Origin of the sequence: Lentibacillus populi, assembly GCA_014642895.1 — a bacterium.
In the GTDB taxonomy this organism is placed as follows: Bacteria; Bacillota; Bacilli; order Bacillales; family Amphibacillaceae; genus Lentibacillus_C; species Lentibacillus_C populi.
The window spans coordinates 1-19,179 of record BMJD01000062.1; the positions used below are offsets into that span (position 1 = coordinate 1).

Genomic DNA, 19,179 nt, shown 5'->3' on the forward strand with positions numbered 1-19,179 from the left:
GAATGTTGGTAAGTTCGGTGACGATTAAATCCTTTTGATCAACACTGATATATCCGGCATCTACAAATCGCTGAAAGATTACATCAGCATTCGTTGTAACCGTTTTTACCTGAGCGAGCAATCCGGGAAGCTTATCATTTACATCGCGAATCATCGTATCAATCTCGGACTGGTTTGTCGCATATACCTTTGCCACACTCCAAATTCCATCAAATTGGTTAACGACACCCATGTTTACGCCCAACAAATCCTGAATAGCAGCATTTGTCCCGCCATTTTGGGAGGAGACAGTGTATTGAATAGCAAGCTCCTGCAGATCCTTCACTACATCATCCGGAATGTCATCCATGATGGAACGCAAACCTGGATAGTCTGGAATTGAATCAACGAACCTCACATCACCAAGTGTGAAGAATCCTCGAACCCCGCTTACAGCGTATAGCGGATCGTCCTCTGAAATAATTTGGTGGATGCTTTTGGCTTTGTCTTTGTAAAAGTCTTCAGCGAATGTGCGTAATTTGTCTGGGTCGATGTTACGGATAGCATCACTATCTGCCCGTGAGATATTAAAATGCTTCCTCACCTCTTCTGCAAAATTATTATGGGCATAATAAAGCTGATAATAATTAGTTTGTGCCCCATTGACACTATATATTTCATCGAATGTGTCATAAGCTAAATATGCAGTAGTGTTATTATTATGTGCTAAAGAATGTGATAAACCGATAACGGGGGCTGAATCCTCCTCCTCTGCAATGACACCAAATTCCCTTTTTGCCTCTTCGACAAAATCTCTTGTTTTTTCGGCCTGTGAATATTCTAATCCTGCAAACATAGATTTTACATTGTATTCCCAATCCTCTATTCCTTGAGATCCTTGTGATATCACATATACTTCATCTATATTATTGTCTTCCGAGGAAAAATGAATTGCGGTTCCATCATACCCGGAAGTATCACTTTTTAACATTTTAGACTGCGAGGAATGGAATACATCAACATTTGCGGGTAGTTCTTCCCCAAATTCTTCAAGGTAAACACGTTTAATTCGTTTTATAAACTCCTCATTTGATAAATCATCATATTCCAACTCAACAAGTCTTAAACGAATTTCGTCAGTTTTTAAAATTTTATGATCTGTTGACATTCTACTCACTACCCCTTATTCAATTGTATAAATTCAATTGATTTCAACCAACTAACTATTTTTTCTTTTTCAGATTCCTTAATTTTTTCACATTCGGTCCCAGATTCGTTACACTCTGTTGTATAAATTACGAGTATTCCCCCACCATCTACCTCATTTTGAATAAATGATGCATAACCGTAAATATTTGAATCGCGTTTAAAAGGTGCAAAATAATATGTTTTACCCTGTTGCGAGACTTTTTTAAATTGAAGTTCCTTCCCCATACTCTTTTCTAAATTTCCCATACCTGATGATGCAAATTCGGATCTTTTATAGGAGTAATATTTCATTTCAATTGACGATTCAGTTCCATTATCATTTTCAACACCTATAATGAAACTTTCAAAATCCTTTTTCTCCTTACTGTATCCCTGCTCTCCTATAACCCCACCAGCTGGAAAATCCATCTTATATGCCCCCGTTCCCGACAAAAAAGGGTAATACCCCTCCCTTGTTTCCTCTGCGGATTGTAAAAAATCTCGGGTAAATTCATCATGAAACGCTCGCACATCCGGTAAGTCTTCCGGATTCATTTCAGATGGTTTGGTATTCGTTTTATCATTATCCATTTGACAACCTCCCAGCAGTATAATCGATATGGATAATAAGACATGAATCCAATATTTCACAATTTCAGCCTCCAATATCCTTCTAGTTGTATAGCTATCATTTCTACACATACTTGGTTTCAGTATACATAGTGACGCGTAAGAAGTGTAGTTTCAGCATGAATATTCGCAAAAATAATTCTATTGTCATAGGATTTTTGATCTAGATGTGAATTAATCACCGTTGGCACCTTTGAACTTGATGATTTCATTACGTTTTTTATCATCCACTTTACTTTCCGTACATATCTTTTCCTAGGATCCCATACAATCCGTTTGATGAACTACTTCAATTCCCATTCCCTTTTTCGTTTTGCCCATAACCTGCATAGGTCTTTCAGCTGCTCTTCAATAGCTTGATGAATCACACCTTTTCGTTTTTCGTAAACTTCATCCGATTTGCATGCACAACACGAGTATCGCTACCAACCTAATTCCAATTTGCCAGTTTATCCTATATAATGAACATAAACGATATAGATCCATTCTTGGAGGCAACAAAATGAGTTCTATCCTGGACCAAATTCAATTAAAATACCAGACATTGAGTAAAACGGAGAAAAAAATTGCAGATTATGTTATTCATCACAATAAAACCTTATTAAATATCCATATACAGGAATTAGCTGATCAAATTAATGTATCAATCGCAACAATTACACGCTTTTGCAAAAAAATAGGTGCGACTAGTTTTGTCGAATTTAAAATCCTGCTGAGGGATGCGGTTGAACAGACCTTTGAAACACATAATGCCATTGAAAAAGTGGAGCAAATTTATCATTCCGTTATTAAATCAACTAATTCACTTACATCTGTACATAATTATGAAATCGCCTGTAAATGGATCTCCGAATCAGAAGGCATTCATATTTATGGACTTGGGAGCTCCGGGTTGTCAGCAGAGGAATTAAAAGTGCGTCTTTCGAGGATGGGTTTTTCCGTTGATACCCATACAGATTCACATGCCATGATTATTAACTCATCCATTCTTTCCAGTAACGATGTCGTCATAGCTATTTCCAGTTCAGGGCAAACCAAAGAGGTAATCGATGGTGTTAAACTTGCAAAACGAAACCAGGCCAAAATCATATCCATTACCAACTTTTCCGAAACTAGTTTAGCTAACAGCTCTGATCTTATTTTATACACTGCCAGTTTAAAATCATATCAGGAATCAGGTTTTATGAATAGCCAGCTTTCAATTGTCATTTCGTTGGACGTACTTAGTATGATGCTTCTATTTGATAAAGAAACTCGAAAAAAACATGATCAAACATTAGACGCCTTAAATGAATACAAAAAAATATAGAACCAGCATTACTGGTTCTATATTTTTTATAAATGTTTTTTTATGGAGTCAGAAAATGTTTTCGTTATTAATTGCGGCCGCGTAATGGCACTCCCTACAACAACAAAATATGCTCCATTTTCAAGAGCTTTAACAGCCTTCAATGGGGTGTCAATTTTTCCTTCAGCAATTACTGGTATGGAAACCGCGGCAATTATTTCCTTTAATAAAGCAAAATCATTATCTGCAATGTTGGCTCCTTTCGTTTCTTCCGTGTAACCCACTAAAGTAGTAGAAATGCAATCAAACCCTATTTTTTCTGCACGAATTGCATCACCTACTGAGGAGACGTCCGCCATCAAAACGACATTATTCTTTTGAGATTTAACGTATTGGACAATATCCGCCAGGTCTTCATTATTCGGTCTTTTACGATTCGTTGCATCGATGGCAATAATATCCGCTTTTACAGTTAACAATGATTTTACTTCCTTTATGGTTGGAGTAATATAAACATCACTGTCTTCATAGTCCTGTTTAATAATTCCGATAATTGGAAGGTTTACCTGCTGTTTAATCTCTTTGATGTCTGCAACAGAATTGGCTCGAATTCCTTTCGCCCCACCCTCTAAAGCGGCAACTGCCATTTTCCCCATTATTGCCGGGGAATGCAATGGCTCATCTTCTAACGCCTGACAAGATACAATTAATTGCTTTTTTAGCTGATTCAACACATTCATGATTCAATATCTCCTAACGCTTCTTCTACCTGATTTTTTATAGTGGATACTTCGGGTCCGTAAATCACCTGTACACCATTTCCACTTGCCACGACACCCTTTGCACCAGTTTTCATTAAGTCATCTTTTTGCACAAGTTCGGAATTATGCACACTAACTCTTAGCCGAGTTGCACAATTATCAACATCTTTAATGTTCGATTCCCCGCCTAATCCTGATATAATTGCTTCAGCTCTTTCACTTTTAGTAAACGTACGTGATTCCACATTATCATCTTCACGTCCAGGTGTTTTAAAATTAAACTTTTTGATCATAAACTTAAATGTGAAGTAATATAGGAAAAACCATACAATACCTATAATCGGAACCATTATCCAATTTGTTTTATCATTTCCTTGTAATACTCCAAATAAAAGAAAGTCAATAAATCCTCCCGAAAACGTTTGTCCAATGGTTATTTCAAAAATATGCGCCAACATAAATGCAAGTCCATCGAAAACGGCATGCACTACGTATAAAACTGGCGCTATGAATAAAAATGAAAATTCAATTGGCTCCGTTATACCTGTTAAAAATGACGTTAACCCGGCAGATAACATCAAACCAAGAACCTTCTTTTTATTTTTTGGCTTAGCTGTATGATAAATGGCTAAACATGCTCCAATCAGTCCAAACATCATGGTAATATGTCTTCCCGCCATGAAACGAGCTGTCCCAATGAAGAACTGTTCAACATCTGGTTGTGCAAGTTGAGCAAAGAAAATGCGCTGTGTCCCTTCAACCAATGTACCATCAATGATCATGGAACCTCCAAGGCTCGTCGTCCAAAATGGTATATAAAAAATATGATGCAATCCAAACGGTCCGAGTAAACGTAAAATAAATCCATATATGAATGTACCAATGTAACCTGTCGCGTCAACAAGACTACCTAAAGAAAAAATACCCGACTGAATTACTGGCCATATATAAAATAACACAACCCCTAAAATAATTGACATAAAAGCGGTTATTATAGGAATGAACCGGGATCCGCCAAAAAAACCGAGGAATTTTGGCAATTCCACTTTATTATATTTTTGGTGAAGCCAATACGTCATTAATCCTAAAATGACACCACCAAATACACCTGTTTCCAGTGACTGTATTCCAAGAATCATCCCTTGTCCGACCTCTGCAAGGTTATCCTCTGCCAATTTTCCGGTAATGTTTAACATGGCATTGATAGTTGCATTCATTACCAGGTAACCTAGCATTGCCGCCAACCCGGCTGTACCTTTGTCGGATCTGGCAAGACCAATGGCAACACCCACCGCAAATATCACTGCCAAATTGGCAAAAACGATATTACCAGCAGAGCTCATAATGGTAAAAATCGCTTGCAGCCATGGCTGATCAAGAAACGTGTAGCTTTGGATTGTTGCCGGATTACTAAATGCACCGCCAATTCCGAGTAATAATCCGGCCGCCGGAAGAACAGCTATTGGAAGCATAAATGATTTACCAAACCGCTGTGCCTTCTCAAAAAAGGCATTTTTCATACTTTCCACCTCTATTCTTATTATGAAAACTATTTACATTTTAATTTTAATACTGTAAACTATTTTTATCAAGAGATTTTTATACGTTTTCAAAATGAACACTAACATGAAATGTAGCTATCTTTATAATGTAATATTGAACTTACATCTATACTTTTTAAAAGGTGGGAAAAACATGTTTAAAAAATTCTTTAAGAACCAGAATTCAGATAATAGTATCACGATATTGGCTCCAATTGACGGAGAAATGATTCAGTTGGAAGAAGTACCAGACCCTGTCTTCTCGGAAAAAATGATGGGTGAGGGTGTTGCATGTAAACCTGCAAATGGAAAGGTTGTATCTCCTGTGCAAGGAAAGATTATTCAAGTTTTTCCTACTAAACATGCGATATGAATAAGAACGGTGAATGGTGCAGAAATATTAATCCATATCGGACTTGAAACTGTTAACTTAAAAGGAGAAGGTTTTACTGTATATGTTCAGGAAGGTGACGTTGTAAATACAGGTAAGAAACTGATAACTTTTGATAAAGATATGATTGAGGAGAAAGCCTCAAGTACAATTACGCCTGTCATTATTACAAACACAGATGAAATGAGTGAAATCCAAAAACTTGGAAAAAACAATGTTGAAGCAGGTAAGGATGAAATTTTAGTAGTTAGGAAGTAACGAATAAAGATAATTGTATCGGAATTAAACAACTCTATTTTGTTCGATTTAAGGGTTCGAGCTTTCATATTGTCTTGTTAAATTGATGGATTTCATTCTCGTATAACAGCCTGTTTATGTTAGTTATCGCTTCGACGGGGTTTACCGGATTCGCTGCTAGTAGCAGATCATGAACGGGGAACTATGCCATTTTGCTGCAATGCATTAAATTATATCCTAATGCGGCCGAGTCCTCTGGGGAAGAAGATCGGGTCATCGTTCAGGATGAATAAATGCTTTCTAATGATGTCTTCCTGCTCCCCATAATTGCTGTGAATACGCATCGGTAATCCGCTATTCCTTCCGTATGTACGATAATTTCCCCAATGCTCCATTGCCAGTTTAATTATTGTAAAAAATTAATCAATAATCTCATTCACTATTAGGGTTCTGCCTCTCTTCTAAACTTGCAATTCGTTCTTCCAATTCCCTTCTCGTCTTTTTTACTTTTTTAACGATAAACAAAACGACCAATGCGATAACTGCCATCCAGAATAAAAGGGGAAATATTGCAATAAATAACTCCATAAATCAACACTCCATTTCTTTATGCTTTCCTAAATATTAGATATGATTGCCAACATCATCACTTTTAAAGAACCATATTACATTTCCTCATTTAGATAATTCAACCAATCACTTCCATTATACAAAATTTCAGGTATGGTTTTAAGGGCAGTTGGAACTATTTAACCTATTTCGAATTATTATTCTATGGAACAGAGACAAGGATAGGTACTATTTGTTAAAAACGGTTCTTAATCAGTATTCTAATACGTTTTACTTTCTTTAGAAAAAGCTTAAAGTTACGATTAATAAATTGGCACTTCCCGTTAAAAAAATAAGCTGTCCCATAAGCAAAGCTTTCAGGACAGTCCGTCAAAAAGTTCACTCCCATTATTCTTTCTCACACAATTTCACAACAGAACTATACAAAATTTCAACTGCTGGTAATAACGTATCCTCATTAATATCAAATTTCTCATTATGATGTCCGGCTGCTAACTCGGTTCCAAATATGCAATAAGTTGCTAATCCACCATTTTTTTGTACGGCTTCCATAAAGTACGTAGCATCCTCGGAACCGGCACTATCATTATTTTCAATAAAACTTTCCGCAATCGCAGAAGATTCTTGTGCACACTCATTTAAAATAGAAGCTAAATCTGTAGAGCATCGACAGCTTAGTCCTTCACCTACTACTTCAATATCGTAGTCTATTTGGTACATCGTTGCTGCTCCGGCAACAATCGATTCAACTTGATCCTTCACATAATCATTAATGGAGGAGGTTTCTCCTCGGGTTTCCACCTTCAGTTTGGCTTGGTTCGCGATAATATTTCTGCCAGTTCCTGCATGTAACTCACCTACATTCACTCTTGTAGTGCCCTCTGAATGACGAGGAATTGCATATATATTTAAAGCAGCAGATGCTGCGGCTAATAAGGCATTTTTCCCTTCCTCAGGCCTGCTTCCAGCATGGGATGCCATACCATTAAATGAAATATCCAGCTTTGTGGTAGCTAAAAACCCATTATTGGCTGCAACAAAGTGGTTATGGGGAACCCCCGTCCCAATATGTGAAGCAACGAGATAATCTACATCTGCGACAACATTTGCTTGAACCATGGATTTAGCTCCACGTGTTCCTTCTTCGGCTGGTTGAAAAATTAGCTTAATTTTTCCACATAAATTATCTTTATTAGCTGTGAGTAAAGTAGCCAAGCCTAAACCAATGGACATATGAGCATCATGTCCACATGCATGCATTTTATCAGGAATTTTCGATTTAAAGCATTCCAGATTTGGATAATGATCCCCGTCATCCGATTCATTAATATCAAGTGCATCCATATCAAACCGGTAGGCTATGGTTGGCCCTTCTTTTTTAGTATCTAGTGTAGCAACCACTCCGGTATAACCTCCTGAAAAATATTCAATATAGTTTTTATTTGCCCCATTTGTCATAGCCCATTGCAAATGTTTTTTTGTTGATTCTTCATCCGGTTTTCCCATACAATGGTGATCAGACATTACTTCTTTTCCAAGTTGCAGATCAAATCCTAAATCGGCAAGAATGGATGCTAAAATGGATGCGGTTCTCATTTCCAGAAATCCTGTTTCAGGGTACTGGTGAAAGTCCCTTCTCCATTCAACTAATTGTTTTGCCAGATTCACTTTTTCCATTTTGCTTCTCCCCTTTCCTAAAAACAGCAAATTAGTCGTTGTCCTATAAAAACGGATGAACCCCTGGACCAAACGGAATACCCGTATAGAAAAATACGAAAATCAATATGATCCAAGCGATTAAAAATGTAATCGTATATGGAAGCATTAACGAAATATACGTTCCTATACTTGCTTTCTTGTCATATTTTTGCATAAACGCCAGAATGATAACCATATACGGAAATAACGGTGTCACAATGTTTGTTGACGAATCCGCTATACGGTAGGCTACTTGAGTAAATGCAGGATGATACCCCAATTGCATGAACATTGGAATAAAAATAGGTGCTTCTATTGCCCATTTTGCTGACCCGGATGTAATCAAAAAGTTCATTAATGCTGTAAAAATAATGTAACCTAGAATCAAGCCTATACCTGTGAAGTTAATATCTTTCAGGAATTCAGCTCCATTTACAGCAACCCATGTACCTAGATTGGACCAGTTAAAAAATGCAATGAACTGTGCAATAGCAAAAACCAATACAATATAACTGGACATATCCTTCATAGATTCAGCCATATATTCACTTACGTCTTTACTCGATTTTATTTTTCCGACCGTGACCCCGAAGGTAACTGCAACTATGATAAAGAATAACAGAATTATCGGGATTATTCCTGAAAGAAATGGAGAAGGGACAATTCCCCCATCTTCATTTGTTAGTGGACTGCTCGGAATAAATATAGTTATTGCAACAATTGCGATATATATTAAACCCGAAATAACGGCATTTCTAAAGCCTTTATTTGCGTTCGGAAGTTCTTCATGCCCCTCCTCTTCTACCGCATCACCCTTATACTCTCCTAATCTAGGTTCAATGAATTTGGTTGTTACAAGCCCACCAACGATTGTTAATACAAATACGGAAACGATGTTAAAGTACCAGTTGTCAACTGGTGTGACCACAATCGATTCATCCAAAATTGCAGCTGCCTCTGTTGAAATTCCTGCCAGTAGTGCATCGGTTCCGGCTATAAATAAATTAGCCGTAAAACCTGCTCCTGCCCCCGCAAAACCAGCTGCCAGGCCTGCAAGTGGATGACGTCCGATTTTATAAAAAACCATTGCTGCCAAAGGAGGAATTAATACAACTGCAGCATCTGACGCCAGATTTCCAAGGATTCCTATAAAAACGACAGTATATGTGACCATATACGACGGCGAATTTAAAATAGTCTTTCTAATAGCATAGTCCAGCATACCAACTTTTTCTGCTAAACCAATACCTAACATCATTACTAATACTACTCCTAATGGTGCAAAACCAGTAAAGTTTTCGATTATTGATGTTAAGATAAACTGCAGTCCTTCACTAGATAATAAATTTTTGATTTGTAACGCTTCACCTGTTCCAGGGTGAACGACCGAGGTATTAAATAAACTGAATATATAAGAGATTATAACCATTAGAACCGTTAAGATGACAAATAGCATAAATGGATCTGGAAGTTTATTCCCGAGCTTTTCTACTACATCAAGAAACTTTTCAAATAAACTTTTTTTGGTGTTTTTCATATCATCACTCGCTTTCGCATATTTTTATACAATTTAATGGTTAATCAGTTTTTAAGGAGTAACATCACTTGGAACCAGGAGAGTTTGTATTATTTATTTTTTTAAAGTAATCACATCTCCGCCGAGACAATATTCATATTATTCCGTCATTTATTCCAATAGCAATTCTTAAAAAGCCAAATTATAATAAGATGTTTATGTTCCTTGAATGTTATATTACTAAAAACCTTCAGTCGTGTCTTTACTTTTTACAAAATTTCAATATATTTTTTTCGTTGCAACTATGGACGTAATTTAACCCTCGATGTCTCCTTTGGAAATTCAAATGTAGTAAGTGATGTTACTATTTACCAATAATTAATATAGGAACTTATGTGAACAAAATATAATTCAGCAAACTTGAACATATATGGGAAGGCTTTTTAAATCTATATGACGGTGATGATGAATGGAAGTTTAATATTGCAGTTATCAAATAAATGGTTGACTTGAAAAAACCGGGCAAAAAGCAGCAGCCCAGTTCTTTACATGGATTAATCAAGTTTAGCAGACTTCGTGCAAATGTTTACGCTACCAGAATTCTATAACAAAAACAACATGACTATATTGGCAACATGTGCCTATTTAAGTGATATTTTCAATCGTGCCCCTATTCAGTCAAAACTGGAAAAATTGCTCTGTTAATTGCACAGGAATTATCATTCAAACCCAACCTTTCTCGGAACTAATCTTTTTTCAACACTCCCAAATATTCGATCCACGGACCTACATCCTCCCTGTATCGCTCGGCCATCACTCGTACAATTTGAGAAATGTGTGTTAAGTCATGAACTACCCACGTTGAAATTAACTCTCTTACCTTGACTACACCAAATGCCGGATGTAGTCCAGTCGATTCCAAATCCAATTCCGGGTTAACCAACTTCTTAAGCTTTATTATGTTCTGTTCTCTTATCATTTGGAATTCAAGCAATTTCTCTTTAATCGACAATTCTTGCATACCATTTAAGTGCGCATAGCGATCAAATGACGGAAATGCTTTATTCTCTCCTTCTTGAAGCATAAATCGCAGCCTCGGTATCCAGTTATTTTTCTCCCCTTCTATAAGGTGATCAATCACTTCGGAGGCATTCCAGGTCCCTTCTCCTTCATTACATTGCACCCAGTCCTCCGACAATCCCGATAAAAAATACGCCAATGTCTTTGGTGTCCGTTCCAGAACCTCAATAGCTTCTTCCAATTTAAAATGCATACAATCTACTCCTTTCTGTGATTGTACATTCGATATTCCTCGTTCAACGTCAGCTTAAATCCCGGGTTAAACGTATCATATCTCTGCACCAAATACCATTTTCAAAAATGTCATCCTGATAATGTCTTATAAAAAAATCGCTATCAATACTAGTCATCCTAAATCCACATTTCTGATAAAAAGCTAATTGTCCTATACTTGAATTACCCGTTCCAACCTCAATGGTTTTATAGCCCATTGCTTTTGCTTTTTGAATTGCATCCATTATCAACTCCTTTCCAACACCTTTTCCTTGTTCGTTCTCAGAAACAGCAATATTAGCTATTTCAACTGTCTCTGGTCTTGTAGGAAGCAGTACGTAAACTCCTATTATTTCTTTATTGTTATCAGCTACATAACATTCCCCTCGTTTCAAATATTCCTCTACCAATTTTTGAGAAGGATCAGCCAGTAACAATAATTCTATTGGAGGTTTTTCATTAACGTTTAATTCTCTAATTTGCATTGTATCTCCTCCATTGTTTTAGCCTTTTTTAGAACAGTTTTTTGTTTGCAAATCACGTTTTTGTGTTATAATAAACATAGAAATACAAAACAGTCATAAAATAAGAAGACCGAAGATACTGCAATATCTTCGGTCAGCAATGGGTCGCTTCCCCTTCAAGAGGGGTCAGCGCAGACAAGAATAGACCTCGCCCGGCTGATAATCCAAGGGAGGTCTATTTTTTATGGTCGACGATCGTTACAACGAGTGTTGCAAATGCGATCATTAAAACCATTGTCTCAAAAACAGACAGAGGCATCATCCCCTTTCGTTATAGCATATCGCAAGACACTACAACGACGGAATGCGCCGACCCCCCTTGAGAAAAACACGACTATTGCATGTAATCATTATACCACTGTCACGAACTATTCCCAAATTTTTAATGAGATATTTTCTTGTGATTTGTCAGAATATATTTGCCAAGAAACACGTTTGAAAAAATCACGATCACTTCATCGTGTGGACAGTAATTTATCAAATTCAGACGGTATTCAAAAATCCTGAGAATTTCCTAATGTTTTAAAAAATGAATGAACATTTTTGCTTAATTACTAGTTTATGACAGAAATTAAGAAGACCAGCGTATGACCTATTTCAAAAATTTATTTACGCATTCATTCGACTACCTTCCACAACACTTTTTATATTTTTTGCCTCATAATATCTTAGTTCCATTTGCAATAGTTATATACTATCTAAACCACCAATTCCCTCTTAGAAAACACCATCCTCCAAGCTACAAACGTTACAACCAATAAAATAGCCAGGTAGATATAAATCCCAAACGGAATAGTCGTTGCCAGAAAATGCAATCCGGCAAATAAGGCGACAAGAAACATTAGTAAGAAGTATTTTATCGAATTGGCGCCTTCCTGTGCTGACTCAAAGGCTTGAGTAAATGGGAATTCTTCATTATTAATTACCTTATATGCAATCAGTGTGTTTAACACCGCGGTCACAAAAACGATAACTAAATCAGGCAGAATCCGAAACGAAAAAATGGCAATGAACGCAACACAAAGAATCAAGTAAACCGGCACATAAAGTTTTACCAAAAAAGCTTTGAGTGTTGCACTATAAAATCGTTCCGTCTTTTTAATCGGTGTTACTTGAAAAACCCAAGCCCCTTTGTATTTCCCTGAGAACTTCAGCATATGTACAACAACACCAATAATAATATTACAAAAATAAATATTTAGGTAAACCCTGCTAGTAGCCAGTTCCGAAAACGATTCTGTATTTAATGCATTAAATACAAAAATAAACGGAAATACCAACGCCATCCCCAACGATGGATATACCTTCAGTTTAAATTCTCTTTCCCTGCCCATCATAATCTGTGAAAACCGGAAAAATAGTCTCTCTTCTTTGCTAGAACAGAGTAAACGCTCCCACAGGTTTCGGAAATTCCACCTTGATTTTTTGGCTTTCGCTGTATCCTCCATCAACTTTTGTAAGTTTCGTTCAAAAGTTGGCATGAGACGATAATAAACGATGATCGAAACAATTGGTACAATCAGCGTTAACAAGGATAGAATGATCATGACGGATGCATAGTCCTGATTCAACAACAATTCAAATGGGGCTGCAAACCAGATCGGCGGAATGAACACATGCCACCAGCTAAAATCATATGTGAAATTAAGATCGACAAAATCGAAAGCTCTTATCACGATTTGGTATCCCACAACAATACCGACTGATAAAAGGATTTGCACGTAGTTGATGATATCCTTTAACCGCTCCCCGCTGAAAAACCTTAATACAAAAATATAAACCATTGCAGTAAGTGCCATAATAAATAAAACCAGTAAAATAATCTCAACAAAAAACACAAGGAAATATGCAAAACCCTTTACAAATAACATGACAATAGCAGGAATAGCAATGAACGCACCTGTCAACATCGTCATATAAATCGTAACGTGGATAATTTTTGCAGCATTTACCGTTCTCGTATTCAGTGGTTTTGTATGTAAGATGGTTTTATCGCGAACATCCAATAAGACAGATGAAAAATCGGAAATCATCGATGTCATCAGAATAAACATGGTGATACCAAACATGATACTTGACTGAAACATATAATTTTCTCCCAAAAATAAAAATGGGATAAGAGCCAAACCATACAAAGCATAAATACCTAAAGATTTCAGGAACTGATTGCTATCTTTCTTTTTCGATGTACTGTTCGCAAAAATGGTTGGCACACGCCGCTGATCCATCGTTAGCTTGATTTGCAGGATTTTCCGCATTACATCATAGTCGATATTTATTGATCGAAATATGGATTGAAAAAGATCAAGGAATTTCAATGAACGGTAGTCATTCATTTTTCCTCACCATCCATAACAATATCAACGAATTTCTCAGCTGTGTGTTGATGCTCGTCAAAACCAGTTAATTGATTAAAGATCCCTTCCAACGATCCTTGTTTGCTTTGCTCTCTCAGTTCTTCGAAAGTACCATCAGCAGCAATTTTTCCATCGATGAGCAAAACAATGCGATTGCTGATCTTTTCGACTACATCCATAATATGGGATGAGTAAAAAATCGTTTTGCCTCTGGAAGCAAGTTGTTCCAGAATATCTTTAATGATCATAACGCTGTTCGCATCCAATCCACTTAGAGGCTCGTCAAGAAAAATCAGATCCGGATCATGTAACAAACTTGAAATGATCAACACTTTTTGCCGCATTCCTTTGGAGAAAGATGAAATTCGTGTATGGAATACGTCATCCATTTCGAATGCCCGCATCAGCTTTAGCGCTTTATCTTCAGCTAGAACTCGATCTATCCCGTATAATTCACCGATAAACGTCAAGTATTCACAAGCAGTAAGATTATCGTAAATTTCCGCGTTCTCTGCCACATAACCGATTTTCCGTTTGTATGTATGATTTCCGGCTGCAATGTTCCGCCCAAAAATTTCAACTTCCCCATCATATCCATCAACTAAACCGAGGATAATTTTCAATGTCGTACTCTTTCCCGCACCATTTGGGCCAATATAGCCGATAATTTGACCTTGGTATACGTCCAAATTGATTCCATCTAAGACTTGCTTTCCATCGAAATGTATGGTTACATTTTTTAGTGACAATACTCTTTCTTCATTACAATTGATAATCAACACCTCCATTTTGTATTATCAACCTATCAATCTGGTTTTTTATTGCTAGAGAAATCGTTGTACCTTTAAATTCTAAACACATCCAATATCCCTGCAAATCCTGTTGACACCAATAAGTTCCTTTCCTTCAAAAGACAACCGATAAATATCCGGCATTTCCAGCCCCATCCAAAAATCAAATCCATAATTGTTATTGAAGTAATTCATTATTAATACCATCAGATTACCATGTATCCCTATTACAATGTTTTTTCCATTATGTTTTTTCAATAATTTCCTTACCGCCCTGATACCTCTGTTTTGCGCAACAGTATTCGATTCCCCACCTTTCCAGTAAAAGTCAAAATTCTCCCAAAAATTTGAAATAGCTGTGGCAAAATCTTCTACCGGTGTTTCGGACAAAACGCGCTCTTTGAAATCACTTCCGATGATAATCTCTTTATCTATGTATTCGGCGATCCCTTGAACAGTTTGAATGGTACGCTTATACGGACTTGAATACACTTCGTCAATGTTCCCCGTTTTAAGCAATTCTGTCACCGTCTTTGCATCAATAAATCCCCGCTCTGACAATGGTCTCCCAATCTCATCCGGCGTATAAGTAGAATGAGCATGCCTGACAAAGTATAGGTTAGTCGACAATTTTACACCCCTCTATAGGTATTCAATATTTTAATTTTATAACTGTTCAAATTCCCCTATCATTTTCTCAAATTGATGCCCATCTTACAAATATAGTATATGAATGCAATCATAAGAAGTAATTTTTTGTGTTTAGACAGTATTTTTACCTTTTCGGACAGTATTTAGCCCTTTTTGGACAGTAAATCAGTTAAGTTCGCTAGTGAACAAGCCACTTTTTATCAAACATCATGAACTACCTACCTCTGTCCAAATGTCATCCTTGGCCTGACAAATTTTATAATTACCCGACGATGAAAAAAGAAAACCTCCAGTTGAAGGTTTCCTCCGTAATTCCTTAAACATCATTACCATTCTGACGTGCTTCCTGCATTTGTTGTCGTATATCGTGCAGCTGTTCATATGCTTGCTGAAATTGCGGGTTCTCCGTTGCTTCAGTTCCTGCTTGACTTTGCGCATTTTGTAATTCCTGTTCCGCTTGCTGCAACTGCTGATGTGCTTGCTCCAATAGTTGATGGTCTGATCCTTGTGCCCCCAGAACAGCCTCTCTGGCATCTTGTATTAACTGGCTCGCCTGTTGTAATTGTTGATCCAGGTTCTGTTTTACCATTAATTACCCTCCAATAATGCATGATGAATTATATTGTTCCCCCGGATTTTTCGATTTATGTGTTCTATTCAATAGGATCTTGAATAACATTCATTCTTTTTATTAGCCCATCGCAATCTAAACTTTCTTTAGCTGACTGATAATTATAGTATCCCTTTTCAAGCCACTCTATCCTTTAAGAAATGGGTATAAAAAACAATAAGCATAGACATATACTTATCCACGCTCGTTATACAGTGATGAGGTAATCTTTAGGGTGTAATGGCTCTTCCTCAGTTGATTCATCTATAGCTATAGCCATTTATTTGGCACATTAGTTCATCATTATATTTTCCGCCTACGGAGCGGTTTTAACATAAGGTCAAAATATCCTTTGGCTTTTCAAAAATATATTGAGCATGTTCAAATTCCGAACGGCTTTTGGCTCCCCACAAAGCCAGCCCGAAGTCTACCCCAGCAGCGTTAGCACATCTCAAATCATAAATAGAATCTCCTATATAGATAGTTTCTTCTGGTCGACAGCCCATTAAATGCAGTCCAAATTCCAATGGATCAGGATTCGGTTTATGTTTGATTGTATCATCCGCACTGACAATTGCTTGGAAATGATGCTCAATCCCCAAATGATAGAATCCGCTTTGCAATTCTTCTCTTGTTTGCGAGGTTACGATCCCTTTTTTCGGCAATTGCGTGATCACTTCCAGCATGTCGGGAAAAATGGGTACATTTTTCATAAACGGCTTTTCTCTAGCCGCCCAAGATTCCAAAGTTGTTGGGATATCGGCAATATTTAGTATTTCCAGTGTACGCAGCCCGGGAATACCAAGTGCAAAACGCAATTCCCCAATTTCCTTCTCGATACCTTGTGCTCTCAGTGTATCCTGTAACGCTTTTAGACCGATTTGTTCTGAATCAATGATTGTACCATCCAGATCGAAAATGAATGTTGTGTACATGAAATCATCCTTTCTCATTCATTGTTTAGAATAGGATAAAGGATGAAATGCATTTCAGGTCAATACCTAAATGGAGGAACGATGAATAATTTGATAAGGAATTTTTATTTTTTGTTTTGATTTTTCAATTGCCAGTTGGAAAGCTTGCTCGCCTACTTTTATAAGTTGGTGGTCAACCGTTGAGATGCCAAAAGCTACCCCCATTGGCTGGTTTTCTTGTCCTAATAAAGCCAGGTCATTGGGGATATGCATGCCAAGGGATACAGCATATTGATAAATACCCGTTGCAACTTCATCGCCGTTTGCATAGATGGCGGTAGGCTTTTCTTTCAGTTGCAAAAGTTTTTGGGCAGCACGGTATCCATCCTGAAGGGAATAACAGCTTGAAATGACGTATTCGCTAGGTGGTTTGCCAAAAACATCCTCATATGCGGTAAATGTCTGGATCGTACTTTTACTTTCCATTCCTCTTGCTGTTGTAAAGGCTACTTTCTCGTGTCCATTCTCCTTTAATAAATGAAAGGCATCTACGTATGAAGCGTATCTGTCCATGTAAGAGCAGCCTATCTCCGCATGATCGGTGTATTCACATGAGATGATAGGTCCATATGTCGTAAACGGCGTAATTGCCCCCCATACATTAGATCTGGATGTAATTATAATCGCATCAAGCATTTTGGTTTGTAGCATGGAAAGATATTCGAGTTCTTTTTTAGCATCATATCTTGTCGGCAAAACCAGAACGGAATATCCGTGTTCGATAGATTTATTGAGAGCGCCATGTAACATTTGGTCAAAAGCCTGGTTATTGTTATATGGAATAATAACGCCGATTTGTTTTGTTTCGCCACGTATTAAATCAATTGCATTTCGGTTTGGTGTATAATTTAGTTCATCAATGGCGTTTTTTACAGCACGTCTTTTTTCATCGGAAACATACTTGTGATTATTTAACACACGTGAAACGGTAGTTGCCGAAACACCCGCCTTTTTAGCAATATCATGTATATTGGCCATCTAAAATCCCCCCTTTTTGCGATTTTTAACGGTATCATAGTTTACGTATCTAACACTATTGTAGCAACAAAACGGTATTATACATAGGTCTGGGGTAACGGAATTGGTGAAAAACTGTTTCAGGGGAAATTTGATCAATTACTAAAAAAAGCATATTTCTACCTTATATAGAGGTACTGTTGTTGTGAAGCTGAGATTTTAGGTAATCATTTTTTGAAGAATATCAAAAAATTTCTTACTAGTGCGTGTTCTAAAGGAAGGATAAAAAGGACCTGCTGTTCGAGGCTGCGCCGCATAAGAAAAGACTTAACTATTCTTGGGCTCTGTTCTTCAATCATTTCAATAAGCAAACAAAAAAGCCTCCCTAAGTATACTTGACAGTTAAACTGTACTGAGTACCTAGAGAGGTTTTTGTGAGCTCATCTGTTGAGCTCTGTGCATGAACAAGCTCTAACCATTGCTATGATTCCGATTGGGCTCGAACCAACGACCTCCACCCTGTCAAGGTGGCGCTCTCCCAGCTGAGCTACGGAATCGTATTTATATGAAACTACTGACTCCTTTACTATATAGAACAGACTAAATCCTGTCAATAAAAAAGTGCTTTTCCCATCAAAACAGACCAACATCATCTTGTACCCTCTTCGTTTGACAGAAAAATTAATCCCCGAAATTGAAACCCTTTTCGTCTCCATACGCTGATTTGTATCAACTTCTATTTAATAGAATACTATCCTTCTTATATCCCGCTTATTGACGTTCGAATCCGTACACGATTAACATGTTCCGCGGGATTTTGCAGAGAGATTGACGGTTTGGAGCCAAAAAGCAGAAAAGAATAAGCCAAATAAATTTCGTTACATCTCTTTATATGAAGCTATCACTGAAAGAATCGATCCAATTGCCTGGATCCAGCCCCCAACCGTATTGATCATCTCATCATCTGCTCCCTTAAGTTCCTTTATTCCCGATATTGCCTGCATGGAGTTTCCAATAATTTGAAGTAGATTTCCATAAACGTCGTAAAGGGATTCTGTTGTAAGCTCACCACTTAATGCATCCGTTAGTGATAAACTACCACCCGCCGCTTGAATAAGATTTGATGTTAGTCTAATAATTGGACATAACAAATGGGGATTTTTATACTAAATATAATAATCTCTAGGAGTGTCTAAGATGGCCAAACGATATGATAAAGAATT

General features: G+C 37.2%; 18 protein-coding genes, 1 tRNA gene and 1 pseudogene. 2 read left to right on the forward strand and 18 right to left on the reverse strand.

Going from position 1 to position 19,179, the window contains the following annotated elements; translation table 11 throughout:
* Positions 1-1,147, reverse strand: a 1,147-nt coding sequence (locus tag IEX12_RS21190) for a DUF6792 domain-containing protein (RefSeq protein WP_371871410.1), incomplete at its 3' end; no start/stop codon positions are given.
* A gap of 8 nt (positions 1,148-1,155) precedes the next feature.
* A complete protein-coding gene (locus tag IEX12_RS21195; protein ID WP_102415433.1) occupies positions 1,156-1,758 on the reverse strand; it encodes a YvcA-related protein in 603 nt (200 codons plus the stop codon).
* 541 nt (positions 1,759-2,299) lie between these two features.
* Here IEX12_RS21195 and IEX12_RS21200 point away from each other — a divergent pair.
* Positions 2,300-3,106: a MurR/RpiR family transcriptional regulator gene (locus tag IEX12_RS21200; protein WP_088049829.1), complete on the forward strand. Its 807-nt coding sequence runs from the start codon at positions 2,300-2,302 to the stop codon at positions 3,104-3,106.
* 26 nt (positions 3,107-3,132) lie between these two features.
* Here the strand turns inward: IEX12_RS21200 and IEX12_RS21205 are convergent, their stop codons facing one another.
* A complete protein-coding gene (locus tag IEX12_RS21205) occupies positions 3,133-3,825 on the reverse strand; it encodes an N-acetylmannosamine-6-phosphate 2-epimerase (RefSeq protein ID WP_088049828.1) in 693 nt (230 codons plus the stop codon).
* Positions 3,822-5,366, reverse strand: coding sequence for a PTS transporter subunit EIIC (locus IEX12_RS21210; protein WP_088049827.1), 1,545 nt, complete (start codon positions 5,364-5,366; stop codon positions 3,822-3,824). The genes IEX12_RS21205 and IEX12_RS21210 overlap by 4 nt, the downstream gene beginning before the upstream one ends.
* A gap of 175 nt (positions 5,367-5,541) precedes the next feature.
* Between IEX12_RS21210 and IEX12_RS21215 the strand changes: the two are divergent.
* Positions 5,542-6,036 (forward strand): annotated as a pseudogene (locus IEX12_RS21215) (PTS sugar transporter subunit IIA).
* Positions 6,037-6,447: 411 nt separating this feature from the next.
* On the opposite strand, the gene IEX12_RS21220 reads toward IEX12_RS21215, so the two are convergent.
* From IEX12_RS21220 to IEX12_RS21280, 14 genes are all read right to left on the reverse strand, one after another.
* Positions 6,448-6,603: a hypothetical protein gene (locus IEX12_RS21220; protein ID WP_188725849.1), complete on the reverse strand. Its 156-nt coding sequence runs from the start codon at positions 6,601-6,603 to the stop codon at positions 6,448-6,450.
* Positions 6,604-6,972: 369 nt separating this feature from the next.
* A complete protein-coding gene (locus IEX12_RS21225; protein WP_102415434.1) occupies positions 6,973-8,262 on the reverse strand; it encodes an amidohydrolase in 1,290 nt (429 codons plus the stop codon).
* A 43-nt stretch (positions 8,263-8,305) separates the two neighbouring features.
* On the reverse strand, positions 8,306-9,820 hold the full coding sequence (locus tag IEX12_RS21230) for an AbgT family transporter (protein WP_188725850.1): 1,515 nt from the start codon (positions 9,818-9,820) through the stop codon (positions 8,306-8,308).
* A 724-nt stretch (positions 9,821-10,544) separates the two neighbouring features.
* Entirely contained in the window at positions 10,545-11,072 is a 528-nt protein-coding gene (locus tag IEX12_RS21235) for a DinB family protein (RefSeq protein WP_188725851.1), read from the reverse strand.
* Positions 11,073-11,121: 49 nt separating this feature from the next.
* Complete coding sequence (locus IEX12_RS21240) at positions 11,122-11,577, reverse strand: GNAT family N-acetyltransferase (protein WP_188725852.1); 456 nt, start codon at positions 11,575-11,577, stop codon at positions 11,122-11,124.
* A gap of 214 nt (positions 11,578-11,791) precedes the next feature.
* On the reverse strand, positions 11,792-11,878 hold the full coding sequence (locus IEX12_RS23975; protein WP_371871412.1) for a putative holin-like toxin: 87 nt from the start codon (positions 11,876-11,878) through the stop codon (positions 11,792-11,794).
* 436 nt (positions 11,879-12,314) lie between these two features.
* Positions 12,315-13,952 (reverse strand): hypothetical protein, encoded by a 1,638-nt coding sequence (locus tag IEX12_RS21245; RefSeq protein ID WP_188725853.1) that lies wholly within the window; start codon positions 13,950-13,952, stop codon positions 12,315-12,317.
* Positions 13,949-14,761 carry an ABC transporter ATP-binding protein gene (locus tag IEX12_RS21250; protein ID WP_155555154.1) on the reverse strand — a complete coding sequence of 271 codons (813 nt, stop codon included), beginning with the start codon at positions 14,759-14,761 and terminating at the stop codon, positions 13,949-13,951. The genes IEX12_RS21245 and IEX12_RS21250 overlap by 4 nt, the downstream gene beginning before the upstream one ends.
* Before the next feature lie 63 nt (positions 14,762-14,824).
* Positions 14,825-15,394: a histidine phosphatase family protein gene (locus IEX12_RS21255; protein ID WP_088049818.1), complete on the reverse strand. Its 570-nt coding sequence runs from the start codon at positions 15,392-15,394 to the stop codon at positions 14,825-14,827.
* Positions 15,395-15,731: 337 nt separating this feature from the next.
* Positions 15,732-16,004: a hypothetical protein gene (locus IEX12_RS21260; protein WP_088049817.1), complete on the reverse strand. Its 273-nt coding sequence runs from the start codon at positions 16,002-16,004 to the stop codon at positions 15,732-15,734.
* Positions 16,005-16,354: 350 nt separating this feature from the next.
* Positions 16,355-16,960, reverse strand: coding sequence for an HAD family hydrolase (locus tag IEX12_RS21265; RefSeq protein ID WP_088049816.1), 606 nt, complete (start codon positions 16,958-16,960; stop codon positions 16,355-16,357).
* Positions 16,961-17,026: 66 nt separating this feature from the next.
* Positions 17,027-17,977: a LacI family DNA-binding transcriptional regulator gene (locus IEX12_RS21270; protein ID WP_088049815.1), complete on the reverse strand. Its 951-nt coding sequence runs from the start codon at positions 17,975-17,977 to the stop codon at positions 17,027-17,029.
* A 463-nt stretch (positions 17,978-18,440) separates the two neighbouring features.
* Positions 18,441-18,513 (reverse strand) — tRNA-Val (locus tag IEX12_RS21275).
* Positions 18,514-18,834: 321 nt separating this feature from the next.
* The gene (locus IEX12_RS21280; RefSeq protein ID WP_088049796.1) at positions 18,835-19,107 is read right to left on the reverse strand and encodes a DUF6944 family repetitive protein; all 273 of its coding nucleotides are present in this window, start codon (positions 19,105-19,107) and stop codon (positions 18,835-18,837) included.
* Between the last annotated feature and the right edge of the window lie 72 nt (positions 19,108-19,179).